This is a genomic window from Streptomyces sp. NPDC088097 (genome assembly GCF_044741845.1).
In the GTDB taxonomy this organism is placed as follows: domain Bacteria; phylum Actinomycetota; class Actinomycetes; order Streptomycetales; family Streptomycetaceae; genus Streptomyces.
The window spans coordinates 606,403-622,268 of the sequence record NZ_JBIUTJ010000001.1; the positions used below are offsets into that span (position 1 = coordinate 606,403).

General features: G+C 73.3%; 15 protein-coding genes. 4 read left to right on the top strand and 11 right to left on the bottom strand.

Annotated features, from left to right (window positions below):
* Nucleotides 1-51 precede the first annotated feature (51 nt).
* Nucleotides 52-726, top strand: a complete 675-nt coding sequence (gene msrA / locus ACIOD1_RS02720) for a peptide-methionine (S)-S-oxide reductase MsrA (RefSeq protein WP_401899768.1) — start codon at nt 52-54, stop codon at nt 724-726.
* Nucleotides 719-1,174 carry a hypothetical protein gene (locus ACIOD1_RS02725; protein ID WP_401899770.1) on the top strand — a complete coding sequence of 152 codons (456 nt, stop codon included), beginning with the start codon at nt 719-721 and terminating at the stop codon, nt 1,172-1,174. The genes msrA and ACIOD1_RS02725 overlap by 8 nt, the downstream gene beginning before the upstream one ends.
* A gap of 76 nt (nt 1,175-1,250) precedes the next feature.
* Here the strand turns inward: ACIOD1_RS02725 and ACIOD1_RS02730 are convergent, their stop codons facing one another.
* Nucleotides 1,251-3,413 (bottom strand): sulfatase-like hydrolase/transferase, encoded by a 2,163-nt coding sequence (locus ACIOD1_RS02730; RefSeq protein WP_401899772.1) that lies wholly within the window; start codon nt 3,411-3,413, stop codon nt 1,251-1,253.
* 165 nt (nt 3,414-3,578) lie between these two features.
* Nucleotides 3,579-4,625 (bottom strand): NAD(P)-dependent alcohol dehydrogenase, encoded by a 1,047-nt coding sequence (locus ACIOD1_RS02735; RefSeq protein WP_365617992.1) that lies wholly within the window; start codon nt 4,623-4,625, stop codon nt 3,579-3,581.
* 197 nt (nt 4,626-4,822) lie between these two features.
* Here ACIOD1_RS02735 and ACIOD1_RS02740 point away from each other — a divergent pair, with 197 nt between their 5' ends.
* On the top strand, nt 4,823-5,746 hold the full coding sequence (locus ACIOD1_RS02740) for a helix-turn-helix transcriptional regulator (protein WP_365617994.1): 924 nt from the start codon (nt 4,823-4,825) through the stop codon (nt 5,744-5,746).
* 21 nt (nt 5,747-5,767) lie between these two features.
* Here the strand turns inward: ACIOD1_RS02740 and ACIOD1_RS02745 are convergent, their stop codons facing one another.
* The 6 genes from ACIOD1_RS02745 to ACIOD1_RS02770 form a co-directional block, all read right to left on the bottom strand.
* Complete coding sequence (locus ACIOD1_RS02745; RefSeq protein ID WP_401899774.1) at nt 5,768-6,373, bottom strand: hypothetical protein; 606 nt, start codon at nt 6,371-6,373, stop codon at nt 5,768-5,770.
* Nucleotides 6,374-6,481: 108 nt separating this feature from the next.
* Nucleotides 6,482-7,450: a GNAT family N-acetyltransferase gene (locus ACIOD1_RS02750; RefSeq protein WP_365617998.1), complete on the bottom strand. Its 969-nt coding sequence runs from the start codon at nt 7,448-7,450 to the stop codon at nt 6,482-6,484.
* Between the two features lie 34 nt (nt 7,451-7,484).
* Nucleotides 7,485-8,162 carry an ABC transporter ATP-binding protein gene (locus ACIOD1_RS02755; RefSeq protein ID WP_365618000.1) on the bottom strand — a complete coding sequence of 226 codons (678 nt, stop codon included), beginning with the start codon at nt 8,160-8,162 and terminating at the stop codon, nt 7,485-7,487.
* A 106-nt stretch (nt 8,163-8,268) separates the two neighbouring features.
* Nucleotides 8,269-9,747: an ABC transporter permease gene (locus ACIOD1_RS02760; protein WP_365618002.1), complete on the bottom strand. Its 1,479-nt coding sequence runs from the start codon at nt 9,745-9,747 to the stop codon at nt 8,269-8,271.
* A 160-nt stretch (nt 9,748-9,907) separates the two neighbouring features.
* The gene (locus ACIOD1_RS02765) at nt 9,908-11,161 is read right to left on the bottom strand and encodes an Ig-like domain-containing protein (RefSeq protein WP_365618004.1); all 1,254 of its coding nucleotides are present in this window, start codon (nt 11,159-11,161) and stop codon (nt 9,908-9,910) included.
* Nucleotides 11,162-11,305: 144 nt separating this feature from the next.
* Nucleotides 11,306-11,608, bottom strand: coding sequence for a hypothetical protein (locus tag ACIOD1_RS02770; protein WP_365618006.1), 303 nt, complete (start codon nt 11,606-11,608; stop codon nt 11,306-11,308).
* Nucleotides 11,609-11,754: 146 nt separating this feature from the next.
* On the opposite strand from ACIOD1_RS02770, the gene ACIOD1_RS02775 reads away from it, so the two are divergent.
* Complete coding sequence (locus ACIOD1_RS02775) at nt 11,755-12,117, top strand: hypothetical protein (RefSeq protein WP_365618007.1); 363 nt, start codon at nt 11,755-11,757, stop codon at nt 12,115-12,117.
* 88 nt (nt 12,118-12,205) lie between these two features.
* On the opposite strand, the gene hutH is transcribed toward ACIOD1_RS02775, so the two are convergent.
* From hutH to ACIOD1_RS02790, 3 genes are all read right to left on the bottom strand, one after another.
* The gene (gene hutH, locus ACIOD1_RS02780; RefSeq protein ID WP_365618069.1) at nt 12,206-13,747 is read right to left on the bottom strand and encodes a histidine ammonia-lyase; all 1,542 of its coding nucleotides are present in this window, start codon (nt 13,745-13,747) and stop codon (nt 12,206-12,208) included.
* Between the two features lie 85 nt (nt 13,748-13,832).
* Nucleotides 13,833-14,951: a sensor domain-containing diguanylate cyclase gene (locus ACIOD1_RS02785; RefSeq protein ID WP_365618009.1), complete on the bottom strand. Its 1,119-nt coding sequence runs from the start codon at nt 14,949-14,951 to the stop codon at nt 13,833-13,835.
* A gap of 105 nt (nt 14,952-15,056) precedes the next feature.
* The gene (locus tag ACIOD1_RS02790; protein WP_365618071.1) at nt 15,057-15,860 is read right to left on the bottom strand and encodes an enoyl-CoA hydratase-related protein; all 804 of its coding nucleotides are present in this window, start codon (nt 15,858-15,860) and stop codon (nt 15,057-15,059) included.
* Nucleotides 15,861-15,866 lie beyond the last annotated feature (6 nt).

Genomic DNA, 15,866 nt, shown 5'->3' on the forward strand with positions numbered 1-15,866 from the left:
GAATCCCGTCCGGCCCCCGGCCGTTGTGACTCCTACAAGGAGGGAATCCCCATGTTCTCGTACCGCCGCACGCCCGAGCTGCCCACCCGCGAGGAGGCCCTGACGGGCCGCGCGCACGCGCTGTTCTCCCTGTCCGAGCGCCACACGGTCCTCGGCAACCCGCTCACCGGCCCGTACCCCGAGCACCTTCAGGTCGCCGACTTCGGCCTGGGCTGTTTCTGGGGCGCGGAGCGCAAGTTCTGGCAGACCCCCGGCGTGTGGACCACGCTGGCCGGCTACCAGGGCGGCTTCACGGAGAACCCGACGTACGAGGAGGTGTGCTCGGGAGGGACCGGCCACACCGAGGTCGTCCGCGTGGTCTTCGACCCGTCCCTCGTCTCCTACGAAACCCTGCTGAAGCTGTTCTGGGAGTCCCACGACCCCACCCAGGGCTTCCGCCAGGGCAACGACGTCGGCACCCAGTACCGCTCCGCGGTCTACACCCACTCCCCGGCCCTCCAGGCGACGGCGGAAGCCTCCCGCGCCGCCTACCAGAAGGTCCTGACGTCCTCGGGATACGGCGAGATCACCACGGCGGTCCTGCCCGCCTCGGAGCGCCCGTTCTGGCCCGCCGAGCCGTACCACCAGCAGTACCTGGACCGCAACGTCAACGGCTACTGCGGCATCGGCGGGACGGGCGTCTCCTGCCCGATCGGCGTGGCCGCGGCCCCGTCGGCGGATGCCTGAGGACGTCCGCACGACCCTCTACCGGCTCCGCCGGGGGCCCTGGGGGATCTGGATCGAGCTGACGGCCTCGGCGGACGTCACCGCCGGGGCCCCCGCGCGCGGCGAACCGGTCGCGGACCGGGTGTGGCTCGACACCACACCGGTCCGCGCTCCCGGGCCGTCGGGCGGGGGATCGCGCCTGCGTGCGGACGAGACCGAGCGGCTGCGCCACGGCCTGGCCTTGGGCGCCCCCGCGATCCAGGACCGCGCGGCGGGCGGCCACACCCTGGTCACCGTCCACCGCGTGGTGTTCCCCGAGTGCGACTACCAGCCGGAAGGGCTGACGGCGGCCCTGCTCCAGTGGCTGGAGGACGCGTTCGGGCTGCCGCCCCACCCCGTCGAAGCGACGTTCGACCGGACCACGAACCGATACCGGTACGACTGGACACCCACGGGGGCGGCCGAGTGAAACCCGACCCACGACACGAGCAACTGACCCGGCTCCGGGAGCGGCGCGTCGGCTGGCTGTCCGCAAGGCCCTCGGGCTACTGAACCACCGTTACGTGGGCTCGGGCCCAGGAGGTGTGGTCGAAGGCGGAGTTCGCGTTGGCGTCCTCCACCACCAGGTGGAGCAGGCGGACCCCGCGGACGTCGAGGTCGATCGCGACGGGGCCCGAGGCTCCGGTCAGGGTGGGGGTCGTCAGGAGGGTCCGGCCGTCCGCGCGGACGACCGCGCGGGTGGCTCCGGCCGCCGACTGCTTCGTCGAGAAGTCGTCGATGCCGACCAGCGCCGTGAAGCGGCCCGCGCGCCCGCCCAGGTGGTAGACGACCTCCGACGGGGCGTGGACCCCCAGCCCCTTGGCGTGGACGACCCCGCCGAAGGCGATCGGGGTGCCGTCGCCCGCCTCCTTGCGGCCGTTGGAACGGTCCCGCTCGACGGGGCCCCAGCCGTTGGCGGCGGAGACCCACGGGAGGTCGCTGAGGTAGGCGTCGGCCGTGGGCGGCGCCGGCAGGGGGGCGAAGTCCGAGGGCGTCGTGAAGCGGAACGCCGACGTGGTGGCGGAGGCCGTGAGGCGGCCGGATCCCGTCGAGGCGGGCGCGGTCACCTTCCACACCGTGGTCAGTGATGCCCCCGGGGCCAGGGTGGCTGCCGTGACCGCCCCGGCCGGGACCGCCGTCCAGCCGGTCGGCACGGCCAAGCCCACCCGTACGTCCGTCCAGGCGCGGGCGGAGCCGTTGGCGAGGCGGGTCGTGGCCGTGACGCCGTCCGAGGCCACCGTCAGGCCCCAGGCCCGGCGCGGGTAGGTGTCCGCCCAGGAGGAGCGCAGCAGCGCCGTCAGGGAGGCGACCACGGCCGGGTTCGCGGCGGCCACGTCCCGCTGTTCCCCCAGGTCGGTCGCCAGGTCGTACAGCTCGAACCGCCACTGCCCGTCGGGGGCCGTACGGTCCCGCGCGGGGGCGAACCGTACGCCCTTCCAGTCGTCCTTGCGGATCGCCTCCGCCACCCGCTTCGCCCGGCCGCCGTCCTGCGCGTTCGCCCGGCTGGTGACCCCCTGCTCGTCCCGGTACCAGTACAGGTGCCCGTGGAGCGGGGCGAGGGCGGGCATGCCGGCCAGGACGGGGGCGGCGGAGAGCCCGTCGATGTCCGTGGGGGCGGGGGCGCCCGCCAGGTCGGCGAGGGTGGGCAGGAGGTCGTGGAGCGGGGTGGGGCGGGCGCTGGTGGTGCCCGCCGCGATCCGGCCGGGGGCCCAGGCGATCAGCGGGACCCGGACGCCGCCCTCGTAGAGGTTGCGCTTGTAGCCGCGCAGCGGGCCGTTCGCGTCGAACAGGTCCGGGTTCACCCCGCCCTCCTCGTGGGGGCCGTTGTCGGAGGCGACCAGGACGACGGTCCGCTCCGCGATCCCGCGCGCCCGCAGCCGGTCCACGACCGCGCCGACCTGCGCGTCGAGGAGGCTGATCTGCGCCGCGTGCGCCTTGTCGGACTGCGACCAGGTGCGGGAGGCGTACGCGCCGACGTCGGGGACCTCGCTGGGCGCGTGCGGGAGGTTCGGGGTGAGGAAGAGCAGGAAGGGGTCCGGTCCGGCGGCGTGCGCGTCGATGAAGTCCAGGGCGCGGGCGGCGATGGCCTCGGGGGCGTAGGTGCCGGCCGCGAGGGTCTCCTTGGCCCCGTTGTGCCAGAGGTAGGCGGGCCGGTACTGGTGGGCGTGCCCGTGGTCGATGTACCCGTAGAACTCCTCGAACCCGCGCGCGCCCGGGTGGCTGGGCTGGTCCGCGGCCTCGGGCCCGAAGCCCCACTTCCCGAAGAGGCCCGTACGGTAGCCGCGCGCCCGCAGCACCTCCGCGACGGTGGTGTCGCCGTCGCGCAGGGACCCTTGGCCGCCGCTGTCGGGGTTGGCCCGGACGGGGGCGTGGCCGGTGTGCAGGCCGGTCAGGAGCGCGGCGCGGGAGGGCGCGCAGACGGCGGCCGCGGCGTAGGCGTCGGTGAAGCGCAGCCCCTCGGCGGCGAGCCGGTCGATGCGCGGGGTGGTGATCAGCTTCTGCCCGTACGCGCCGAGGTCGCCGTAGCCCAGGTCGTCGGCCAGGACCACGACGAGGTTCGGGGGCCCGGCCGGTGCGGCGGGGGCCGCCGCGAGGGCGCCCGGTTGCGGCAGGGCGGCGAGCCCGACGACGGCCGCGGATCCGGCGAGGAAGTGGCGGCGGCTGGGCATGGGCGGACTCCTCGACTGCGCGGAAGGGCGGTGAGGAGATCATCGACAGCGGGGCCGGCGGAGACCATGCACGGGGCATGAAGAACGTGTGACGGCGCCCGGCGCGCGAACGACCCCGGGCACCGGGCCCGGGGTCGCCTGCGGGGGTGAGCGGTGGTCCGGCCGTCAGATGGTCGCCGTGTCGATGACGAAGCGGTAGCGGACGTCGCTGGACTGGACCCGCTCGTAGGCCTCGTTGATCCGGTCCGCCGAGATGACCTCGATCTCCGCGCCCAGACCGTGCTCGGCGCAGAAGTCCAGCATTTCCTGGGTCTCCGGGATGCCGCCGATCATCGAGCCCGCGAGGGTCTTGCGGCCGCCGATGACCGAGAAGAGGTTCAGCTCGACCGGCTCCTCCGGGGCGCCGACGTTCACGAGGGCGCCGTCGACCTTCAGCAGGGACAGGTAGCGGTCCAGGCCCAGCGGCGCCGAAACGGTGGAGACGATCAGGTCGAAGGTGCCGGCCAGGTCCGTGAAGGTGGCCTCGTCGCTGGTCGCGTAGTAGTGGGAGGCGCCCAGCTTCAGGCCGTCCTCCTTCTTGCGCAGGCTCTGCGACAGGACGGTGACCTCGGCGCCGAGCGCGGCCGCGATCTTGACGCCCATGTGGCCGAGGCCGCCGAGGCCGACGATGGCGACCTTCTTGCCCGGGCCCGCCTTCCAGTGCCGCAGCGGCGAGTACAGGGTGATCCCGGCGCACAGCAGCGGGGCGGCGACGTCGAGCTCGACGCCCTCGGGGATGCGCAGGACGTAGTTCTCGTCGACGACCACGTGGGTGGAGTAGCCGCCGTAGGTGGGGTCGCCGTTCTTGTCGCGGGAGTTGTACGTGCCGACCATGCCCTTGACGCAGAACTGCTCCTGACCCCGGAGGCAGTACTCGCACTCGCGGCAGGAGTCCACGAAACAGCCGACGCCGACCCGGTCGCCGACCGTGTACCGGGTGACTCCGGGGCCGACCTCGGCCACGACACCGGCGATCTCGTGGCCGGGGACCATCGGGAAGATGCCCTCGCCCCAGCCGTCGGTGGCCTGGTGGATGTCGGAGTGGCAGATGCCGGCGAACTTGATGTCGATCAGTACGTCGTGTTCGCCGACCGGGCGGCGCGGAACGGTGGTGCGCTCCAGCGGGGCCTTGGCGGCGGGGGCGGCGTAGGCGGGTACCTGGGTGACGGACATGGGGGTGCTCTCTCCTCGGACGAGGACGCCGGGCGGGCCCGGGGGTGTCGGGCCGTGACGTCCGTACTGATGCTTCCACCATGCCCCGCTCCCCGCCCGTCACCCAGCCCCCTGCCGAGCCTAGGACCGGTGGACCTACCCCTGGCGGGGTCAGGCTGGGGCCCGCGCGGGGCGCCCCGCCCCGGGATACTTGCGCTATGGACCAGCTTGATCCGCGAGCCGAACTGGGCGAGTTCCTCCGCACCCGCCGCGCACGCCTGCGCCCCCAGGACGTGGGGCTGCCCGACTACGGGCGCCACCGCCGGGTGCCGGGGCTGCGCCGCGAGGAGCTGGCGCAGCTCGCCGGGGTGTCGGTGGCGTACTACACCCGCCTGGAACAGGGGCACGGTCAGAACGTGTCGGCGGAGGTGCTCGACGCCATCGCGCGGGCGCTGCGCCTGGACGGCACCGAGTCCGCGCACCTGCACCACCTGGCGAGCCCGCGCTCCCGCGGGCGCGGCGCCCGGGCCCGGCGCCCCCAGCAGGTCCGCCCGGAGCTGCACACGCTGCTGGAGGCGATGGACGGCGTACCGGCGTACCTGGTGGGGCGGCGCCAGGACGTCCTGGGCTGGAACCCGCTGGCCGCGGCCGTCTTCGGGGACTTCGGGGCGCTGCCGGCGGCCGAGCGGAACCTGGTGCGGCTGGTGTTCCTGGATCCGGCGACGGCGGAGCTGTACGCGGATTGGGAGTGCCGGGCGTGCGAGGTGGTCAGCAACCTGCGCATGTACGCGGGCCAGCACCCGGACGACGAGCAGCTCTCCGCGCTGGTCGGGGAGCTTTCGGTGAAGAACGAGGAGTTCCGCCGGCTGTGGGCGGCGCACACGGTGGCCGACAAAACGCACGGGCTGAAGCGGCTGCGGCACCCGTTGGTCGGCGAGCTGGTGCTGTCCTTCGAGACGCTGACGCTGCCGGACGATCCCGCGCAGTTCCTGGTGACCTACCATGCCGAGCCGGGCTCGCCGGCGGCGGACGCCCTGCGGTTGCTGTCGTCCTGGTCGGCCCCGGCCCACCTCAGGCCGGACCCGACGGCGCCTCCGGCTCCGGCTCCGGCGCCGCCGTCGGGCGAGGGGACGACGACCTGACGGCGCTCCCTCGGACATGCCCTAGGGGAGCGAGTCGTCGGGCCCGTAGACGATCTTGTAGGTGACGTCCTTGGGGATGGGCGCGGGAACGGTCTTCGGGTAGAGCAGCCGGACCGTGGTGAAGCGGCTCATCTCGGGGTGGGCCGGCCAGGGCTTCGGGTTGGCCAGGGTGACCTCGACCGGGAACGGACGGAAGCGGCCCGCCGCGCAGTAGGGGCGGCAGTCGTTGACCATGTCGGTGCCGACGGCCGTCGCGGTCTTGGCTCCCCAGGTGTTCCAGTCGAGCCCGACCAGTCGGCTGTTGCCGTCGCCGCAGGCGAGGAGGAAGTCCTGGGGGCGCACCTGGCCCTGGGAGCCGCAGTCGACGACCACGGGTTCGTCGAGGTCCACGACCGGCGCGGTACGGGCCCGCGCGACCGAGGCGGAAGCCGGTACGGCGCCGCCCACCGCGAGGGCCGCCGCCGCGCACAGCAGCGCGACCCTGCGGGCCCTGGCGGCGGTGGTGCCCCGGGCCGCCTTCGGCCCGTCCGAGCCCATCGGCCCGTTCGGCCCGCTCGGGCCGTTCGACTTCCTCGACTCCTCGGACGTCTTCGACGCCCCGGTTCCGCCGTTTCCTGAGGTGTCCACGCGACCACCCTCCTCGCCCGTCCGTCCGTGCGTGCGGCCGGTCGCCGACGCTGCGCGACCATGCCCAGCTTCTCCGATCCCGCCGGACCCCGCACCCCGTGGGGGTGGTCAGAGCTTGAGCTGGAAGAGGGCCGCCGCGCGCTCGCGCCGGTAGCCCAGGGCCTCGTTCACGGCCCGCATCGCGGTGTTCTCGTCGGCGACCGTGGTGCCGATGCGGCGCAGTCCGGGACGGCGCGCGGCGGCCTCCGCGACCATGCGCAGCTTGACCGCGCGGCCGAGGCCGCGGCCCCGGTGGGCGGGGACGACGACGGTGTCGTACTGGAGGGCGCGCGAGCCCTGCGGATCGGGCAGCACCAGCACCGTGTACGCCGCCACCTCCCCGTCCGGGGTGACCGCGGCGACGGTGGTGATCTCCCCGCCCCGGTCCACGACGAGCTGTTGGACGGCCCGGACCCGCTCCCCCGTCCAGGACGGGAACCGCTCGTCGCCGTCCCCGCCCGGGGCGTCCTCCATGGCCCCGTGGGCCACGGCGGCGGCGCCGGCCCACTCCTCGGGGACCGGTCCGGGCCAGGTGTGGAACTCGTAGCCGGGGGCGGCCGGCGCCTCGGGGGCCCGGTCGGCCAGTTCTTGGACGTACCAGCCCATCGGGAGGACGTTCCGGAAGCCCAGTGACCCGGCGAAGGCCGCCCCCGGCCCGCCCAGGTCGGCGACGAGCTCCACGGAGGTGCGGCCCCCGGCGAGGAGTTCCTCCCGGACCCGCTCCCACAGGGCCGTGCCCAGCCCGCGCCGGCGCGCGTCGGGCCGTACGGTCAGCTCCTCCAGGAACGCGGTGTGGGTGTTGCCCGGGTCGGTGAACAGCAGCAGGGCGGCGTGTCCGTCGCCGTCCCCGGTGGCCCAGTGCACCAGGCGGCCCCGGACGGGAGCCACCCGCAATCGGCCCGCCGTCTCCACCCGGGCCGGCGCGGGCAGACCGGGCAGGTCGGCCGCGTCGGCGGCGTGGGCGGCCACCTGGAGCGCCCACCACAGGTCGGTCTCGGCGTCGGTCGGGGGCACGGACAGCCGCTGGATCCTCGTCATGCCGACGACCCTAGGCCGGGCCCCCCTCCGACGCTCAGGGGTTTTCGGTGACCGTGACCCGGCCGCGGCGGATGGTGGCCACCCGGGGGGCACGCTTGGCGAGGGCGCTGTCGTGGGTGACCATCACGAAGGTCAGGCCGTGTTCCTTCCACAGGCCTTCGAGGAGCTCCATGACCTCGTCGCGCATGGACTCGTCGAGGTTGCCGGTGGGTTCGTCGGCGAGGAGCACCTTGGGCTTCTTCACCAGGGCCCGGGCTATGGCGACGCGCTGCTGCTGGCCTCCGGACATCTCCCCGGGGAGGTGGCCCATCCGCTCCCCGAGGCCGACGGACTCCAGGGCCTCGGCGGCCCTCGCGCGCCGTTCGGCAGCCTTCAGGGAGAGGGGGACGAGGGCCGTCTCGACGTTCTCCTGGGCGGTCAGGGTCGGGATGAGGTTGAAGGACTGGAAGACGAAGCCGATGCTCTCGGCGCGGACCCGGGTGAGCTTCGCCTCCGAGACGGTGGCCAGGTCGAGCCCGTCGAGGACGACCTGTCCGGCCGTCGGTCGGTCCAGGGCGCCGAGCATCTGCAGGAGGGTGGACTTGCCGCCGCCCGTGGGGCCCTGGATGACGAGCCGGCCGCCGTCCTCGATGGTCAGGTCGACGCCGGCGAGGGCGTCGATGGTTTCCTTGCCGCGCTGGTAGCGCTTGGTGACTCCGGTGAGCTGGTACATCTGGTTCCCTCGATCGTGCGGTGGGGTGTACGGGGCGGGGCCGGTGCGGGCCTCGGCGCCGACGGGCCGCGCGGACCGCGCGGTTGGGCGTCGGCGCCGCCCGCCGCTACTCGACGCGGCGCAGGGCGTCCGCCGGGCGCAGGCGGGAGGCGCGCCAGCCGCCGAAGCCGCCCGCGATGAGTCCGCCGGCGACCGCGAGGGCCACCGCCAGGCCGATGGTGGCGAGCGAGACGGGCGCGGTGAGGGCCACGTCGACGGCCTTGCCGGCGGCCTGACGGGCGCTCCCGCCGAACATGCGCGGACCGCCCCCGCCACCGGCGCCGCGGCCCGCGCCGCCGGCGAGCTGTGCGGTGAGGCTCGGGCTGACGGCGGTGATGACGTACGCGGCCCCGAGGCCGAGGGCGATGCCGAGGACTCCCCCGATCAGGCCGTTGACCAGGGCTTCTCCGGCGACCTGGCGGGTGACGCGGCCGCTCTTCCAGCCGAGGGCCTTCAGGGTGCCGAATTCGCGCACGCGCCGGGAGACGGCGGAGGAGGTCAGCAGGCCGGCGACGAGGAACGCGGCGGCGAGGACGGTGTAGGAGAGCCAGGTGCCGACGGTGGAGGCGAGGGAGGAGGCCGTGGAGAGCGAGCCGGAGACGGTGTCGGCGAGGTCGGCGGAGGTGGTGACGGTGGTGTCGGGGACGTTCTTCTGGATGGCCTGCTTGACGGAGGCGATCCCCTGGGAGTCCTTGGCCTGGACGTAGACCGTGGTGATCTTGTCGGGGGTCTCGGCGAGGGTCTGGGCCTGCTTCAGGGGCAGGTAGACGTTGGCCGCGGCGTCGCCGCTGTCGGCGGTGGCGATGCCGACCACCTTGAACTTGGCCTTCTTGACGGTGATTTCGGCGCCGACCTCCAGCTTGTTCTTCTTGGCGTAGGCGCTGTCGAGGACGGCCACGGCCGCGTCGGTCTCGCCGGCGGCGAACCCGCGGCCCGCGGTGATCTTCGAGGTGGTCAGCGGGCCCAGCTCGGGCCGGGTGACGTCCGTGCCGTACACGGAGAAGGAGTTGACGTCGAAGTCGGCGCCGCCGCCCTGCACGGCTCCGCCCTGGCCGCCGGCGGTCGCGCCCGGCTTGGTCTGCGCGGCGCCGCTGCCCTCGGCGCGCTTGAACTCGCCGCGCCTGAACTGGCCGTTGACCTTCATCACCTGCAGGCTGAGCCCGCCGACGGCGCCGGACACCCCGTCCTGGCCGGCCACCTTGCCCACGGTGGCGGCGTCGAGGGTCTCGAAGCCCTGCGGCATGACCAGGTCGCTGCTCTGCTCGGTGTCGGCGTCACCGCCCTCGCCCTCGCCCTTGGCGTCGAAGCGGAAGCGCGGCCGGGCGGCCGTGGAGCCCTCCTCCGCGGGCTTCTGGGCCTTGGTGACGGTCATGTCGGTGCCGAGGCCGTAGAGCGACTGGAGGACCTTGTCCTGGGCGGCGCTCATGCCGGCGGTGACGGAGGTGACGACGATGACGAGGGCGATGCCGAGGGCGAGTCCGGAGGCCACGACGAGCGCGGCCTTCCTGCGTCGGCGCAACTCGCGCCGGAGGTAGGTGAAGAACATGGGGGTGAAGCTAGGCAGCCGCCCTGATGTGCGGATAAGGCCCGGGTAAGAGTCGTATGAGAAGACGGAACGGAAAACGGGCGGCGGGAACCCTTTCGGGGTTCCCGCCGCCCGTGGTGCCCGCCGTCGGCGGTCAGCCGTCAGCCGTGGTGCGGAGGCCTCACGCGGAGGCCTTCCACTCCGCCCAGCTCATGTTCCAGCCGTTGAGCCCGTTGTCCGCCTTGATGGTCTTGTCCGGGGAGTTCACCACGGTGACCACGTCGCCGATGAGCGAGTTGTCGAAGAACCAGGAACCGGCCGTGCTCGGGTCGTTCGCACCCTTGGAGTCGTTCAGACCGACGCATCCGTGGCTGGTGTTCACGCTGCCGAAGATCGAGTCGGATCCCCAGTAGTTGCCGTGGATGAAGGTGCCGGAGGTGGACAGCCGCATCGCGTGCGGGACGTCCTTGATGTCGTACTCGCCCTTGCCCTCGCCGTTCTTGAAGCCGACGGTGGCGCCGTCCATCCGGGTCTCCTTGAACTTCTCGGAGATCACCATCTGGCCGTTGTAGGTGGGGTTGTCCGGGGAGCCCGCCGAGATCGGGATGGTCTTGAGGACCTGTCCGTCACGGGTGACCGTCATCGTCTTCGTCTTCGCGTCGACCGTGGAGACCTGGCTGCGACCGATCTTGAAGGTGACGGTCTTGCTCTGCACGCCCTGGACGCCCGGGGCGCCCTGCACGCCCTCCAGCGCCAGCTTCAGCGTGACGGTCGAGTTCGCCTTCCAGTACTCCTCGGGACGGAAGTCCAGGCGCTGGTTGCCGAACCAGTGGCCGACGACTTCCTGGCCGCTGCTGGAGGAGACGTTGATGGCCGCCAGAACGGCCTTCTGGTCCTTGATCGGCTTGTTGAAGGTGATCGACACCGGCATGCCCACGCCGACGGTCTCGCCCTCGTCCGGCACGAACGAGCCGATGAAGCTGTTCTCCGGGGAGACGGTCGTGAAGGAGGCGTTCTCGTGCGCCTCGCGCCCGGCCTCGTCCTTCGCTGTCGCCGACAGGGCGTACTTGGTGGAGCGCTTGAGCGCGCCCTCCGGCTTCCAGCTCTTGCCGTCGGTGGAGATCTTGCCGGTCACCGCCGCGCCGTCGACGGTCTTCAGCTCGACCTTGGTGAGCGTTCCGTCGCTGACGGTGACGTTCGTCGCGTCGTTCAGACCGACGTTGGTGGCACCGTCCTTGGGCGTGATCGCTATTCGCGCCTTGGAGGTGTCCTTCGCCGCGGCCGCGTCGACATCCTTCTGCGACTTCCCCGTCTCCGCGCTGCCCTGCGACTTCTCGGTGCCCCCGTCGTTGCAGGCCGAGAGCATCAGTACGCCGCCGAGCACGGCGGACACGGCCACAAGGGACCTGTTCCGCCGCTTGCTGTACGTCCTCACACGTCACTCCATCGTTGCCGGAAATCCCGAGGCTGCATTCCCGGGATCGGGCCGGGCAGGGGGCATGACCCCCTGCTCGTCCTGACAACGCGTGAACAACGTGTTTCGGTTCCACATTCCGTTCGACTGTGTGGAACCCCACGGTCAGGCGTTGTCGGCCTCTTCCTCGAAGTCCCCATCTTCCCCGTCGAGGTCCCACTCCAGGGACTCGGGGTCGTATTCGACCGGTTCGCTGCTCCAAGAGGCCTGTGCGAGTTCCACTCCGACCAGTTCGGCGACCAGGTCCGTGGGGTCCACCAGGTAGGCCAGCGCCTCGGATTCGTCCTCGCGGACCGCCGCCTCGGCGTGGCCGCGCTCCTCGTCCGGCATGAACTCGTCGGCCTTGATGTGCGCGAGGGCGGCGCCGGTGAGTGCGTCGGAGTCGGAGACCTCAAGGACCAAATCCACCCGAAGCCGTACGTATCGTGATGTCTCAGAAGGGTTCATACGACGGAGAGTAAGCCCGCGACAGCCCCGACTTTCCCACGACCCGCCCCTTTCACTAGCATCGGCGCACACGGCCAATTCGCTTCGTCCGCAAGGGGGATCGCACCGTGTCCGCACGACGACCTCTTCTCACCGCTCTCGGAGCGACCACCCTCCTCGCCGTCCTCTGGTTCGTCCCGTCGGCCAACGCCACGGCGCCCGGGCCCTCCACGGGCTCGGACGCCGCCCCGGCGGCGGCCAACACGGGCACCGTCACCGGCACCGGTACGGGAACCGGAAGCATCGCGAACGGCTCCGACGGCGAGGGACACCCCCTCTCCGACTCGGCGTCACAGGGCTCCCCCGTCAGCCTCGCGCTCGCCGACACCGGCAGCATCGACACCACCCCGTACGTCATGGGCGGCACCCTGTGCCTGGGCGTCGGAGCGGGCTTCGTGGCCTTCTCCGTACGCCGCTCCCGCACCCCGTAGCGCCCCGGCGCCGCACGCACGAGGGCCGCACCCCCGGCGAGGGGTGCGGCCCTTGGTGTGTCCGCCCCGGCGTGGGCCGAGGGTGCCGTCAGGCCAGGGGCCCCGTCACCGGCTCCACGGCGGAGACCAGCCCGCCCGAGCGCACGAAGGCGTCGGCGGCGGCCAGGTCGGGGGCGAGGAAACGATCCGGCCCGGGGCCCTCGACGCCCGCCGCGCGGGTCGCCGCGATGGCGGCCCGGCTGGCCGGCGCGGGGGTCAGCCCGTGGCGCAGCTCGATGGCGCGGGTGGCCGCGTACAGCTCGATCGCGATGATCCGCGTCAGGTTGTCGATCGCCGTGCGCAGCTTGCGGGCGGCCGACCAGCCCATGGAGACGTGGTCCTCCTGCATGGCCGAGGAGGGGATCGAGTCGGCCGAGGCCGGTACCGCGAGCCGCTTCATCTCGCTGACCAGGGCCGCCTGCGTGTACTGGGCGATCATCAGCCCGGAGTCCACGCCGGCGTCGTCCGCGAGGAACGGCGGCAGGCCGTGGCTGCGGTTCTTGTCGAGGAGGCGGTCGGTGCGGCGCTCGGCGATGGAGCCGAGGTCGGCGGCGGCGATGGCCAGGAAGTCCAGCACGTAGGCGACGGGGGCGCCGTGGAAGTTGCCGTTGGACTCGACGCGTCCGTCGGGCAGCACCACCGGGTTGTCGACGGCCGCGGCCAGTTCGCGGGAGGCGACCAGGGCGGCGTGCGCCATGGTGTCGCGGCCCGCGCCGGCGACCTGCGGGGCGCAGCGCACGGAGTACGCGTCCTGCACGCGCGGGGCGGACTCCTCCTGGAAGTGGCCGGTGAGCCCGGAGCCGTGCAGGACGGCGGCCATGTTGGCGGCGGAGGCGCCCTGGCCGGGGTGCGGGCGGATGGCGTGCAGCTCGGGCTGGAGGACCTTCTCGCTGCCGAGGAGCGCCTCCAGGGTGAGGGCGGCGGTGATGTCGGCGGAGGTGTAGAGCTTGCCGAGGTCGGCGAGGGCCATGACCAGCATGCCGAGCATGCCGTCGGTGCCGTTGAGGAGGGCGAGGCCCTCCTTCTCGCGCAGTTCGACGGGCTCGATGCCGGCTTCGGCGAGCAGCTCGCCGGCGGGGCGGACGGCCCCGTCGGGGCCCTCGGCGTCGCCCTCGCCCATGAGCGCGAGGGCGCAGTGGGAGAGCGGCGCGAGGTCGCCGGAGCAGCCGAGGGAGCCGTACTCGTGGACGACGGGGGTGATCCCGGCGTTGAGCACGTCGGCCATGGTCTGGGCGACGGAGGGGCGTACGCCGGTGTGCCCGGAGGCCACCGTCTTCAGGCGCAGGAACATCAGCGCGCGGACGACCTCGCGCTCGACGCGCGGCCCCATGCCGGCGGCGTGCGAGCGGACGATGTTGCGCTGGAGCTGCGCGCGCAGCTCGGGGCTGATGTGCCGGGAGGCCAGGGCGCCGAAGCCGGTGGAGACCCCGTAGACGGGCTCGGGCTTGGCGGCGAGCGCGTCGACGATCGCGCGGGAGCGGCCGAGGGCGGCGAGCGCCTCGCCGGACAGCTCGACCCGCGCGTTGCCGCGGGCGACGGCGATGACGTCCTCGGCGGTGGTCCCGGACGTTCCCACCACGACAGTGTGCATATCCATATTCAGCACCCTACGGACTGAATCCCTTCATGTCACTAGCTCCCGTCCCGGCCGCCCCCGGACGCGGCCCACCGGCAGGTCACGGACGACCGCGGAAGCGTCGACGGTCCCCCGGGGTCTCCCGGGCGGCGGCGTCGGCGAGCCGCACCACCGCGGTGTCCCGGCCCGCCACCACGGGCCCCGCCGCCCGAGCGGCCTTGGCCTTGTACTGGGCGGCGTCCGCGAGCCTGAAGAGCCGCCGCGAGGACTTCACGGGCCCGATCGGGTCCCCCGTCGAGGCGACCCCGCAGGCCACCCCCTCGCCGAGTTCCAGCTCGGCGGCCCGTACGCAGACCTCCTCGGTGACCCGTACCACCTCGTCGGCGGACGCCCCCACGCTGACCAGACAGAACTCGTCGCCGCCCAGCCGGGCCACCAAAGCGCCGCCGCCGAGTATGGCGCCGCACAGGCTCAGCACCGATCCGAACCGTTCCAGCAACCGGTCGCCGGTGGCGTGGCCCAGGGTGTCGTTGACCTTCTTGAGGCCGTTGAGATCGCAGACGACCAGGCTCACCACGGCGCCCGTGCGCCGGTGTTCCTCCAGCGCCTCGTCCAGCCGCATGTCGACGGCGCGGCGGTTGGCCAGACCGGTCAGCGGGTCGGTGAAGGCGAGCCGTCGGGCCTCTTCGAGGCGTTCGTTCTGCGCGAGCCCGGCCGCGATCACCGCCGCCAGCACCGTCGCGAACTCGGCGTCGTCCTCGTCGAAGTCGGCCAGACCCTCGTCCCGCGCCACGTACAGCTCGCCCCAGGCCCGCCCGCTGAGCACGATCGGCGCGACCACGCAGGTCCCGCGGCCACGTCGGCGCAGGACCTCGCCGCGCCGGCCGGGTCGGTCGCCGACCGCGCTCTCCACCCAGGCGTGCGCCCCGCCGCCGCCGACCCACCGCTCGTGCAGGAACTCGGTGATCTCGGGGAAGTCGTGCACGGGGTAGGACTCGTCCTCGGGGAACTCCACCTCCCCCGGCCGTCGCTCCCCCTCGTTCACGAGGACCCGCAGGCGCCCCCGTTCCCGCTCCCAGGCCGAGATCGCCGCGAAGGAACCGTCCAGCGCCAGCCTCGCCCCCCGCGCGGCGGCCCGGACACTGTCCCGCGGCGCGCAAGCGGCCGCCATCGCCTGCGCGAGGCTCACGACGGCCCGGAGCCGCCCGTCAAGTCCCATCACCCCAGGCTAGAGGGTTTGTCCTATTTGTAGACAATTGGGCGCGGCTTTTGGCCCCCCGCCACCCCGTCCGAGGTCACGCAGAGCCGCGCGGGGGCGCGCCCGTCACTCCCCCGGCCAGTTCGGCTTCCGCTTCTCGTTGAACGCCGCGACGCCCTCCGCCCGGTCCCCCGAGAAGGCCACCGTCCGCCAGGCCGCGTCCTCGATCTCCAGCCCGGCCGCCAGGTCCATCCCGTGCCCCAGCCGCAGCGCGCGCTTGGCCGCCCGCAGCCCGACCGGGGAGTTCGCCGCCATCGACGCCGCCAGCTCCAGGGCCCGCGCGCGGTCCTCGCCCGCCGGGGCCAGCGAGTCCACCAGCCCCAGCGACAGGGCCTCCGCCGCCTCCACCCGGCGCGCGGTGAAGATCAGCTCGGCCGCCCGGGCCGCCCCGACCCTGCGCGGGAGCAGCTGCGTACCGCCACCGCCGGGGATCACTCCCACCGACACCTCCGGCAGCCCGACCACGGCCGTCTCGTCGGCCACGATCACGTCGCAGGCCAGGGCCAGCTCGAAGCCGCCGCCCAGCGCGAACCCGTGCACGGCCGCCACCGTCGGCATCGGCAGCTCCAGGACGCCCCCGTACGCGGCGCGCGCGGTCGGCCGCTGGCGCACCAGCTCGGCGTCCGAGAAGGAGTTGCGCTCCTTGAGGTCGGCGCCCACGCAGAAGGCCCGCTCGTGCGTGGACGACAGCACCACCACCCGCACCGAGGCGTCGGCGGACAGCGCCGCGCACGCGGCGCCGATCGAACGGGCCATCTCCGTCGAGACCGCGTTCATCGCCTTGGGCCGGTCGAGCACCAGCTCGGCGACCACGCCGCCCTCGCCGTGCCGTCGCACCGCCACGAACTCGCCGAAACGGACCTCGTCCACAGCAGC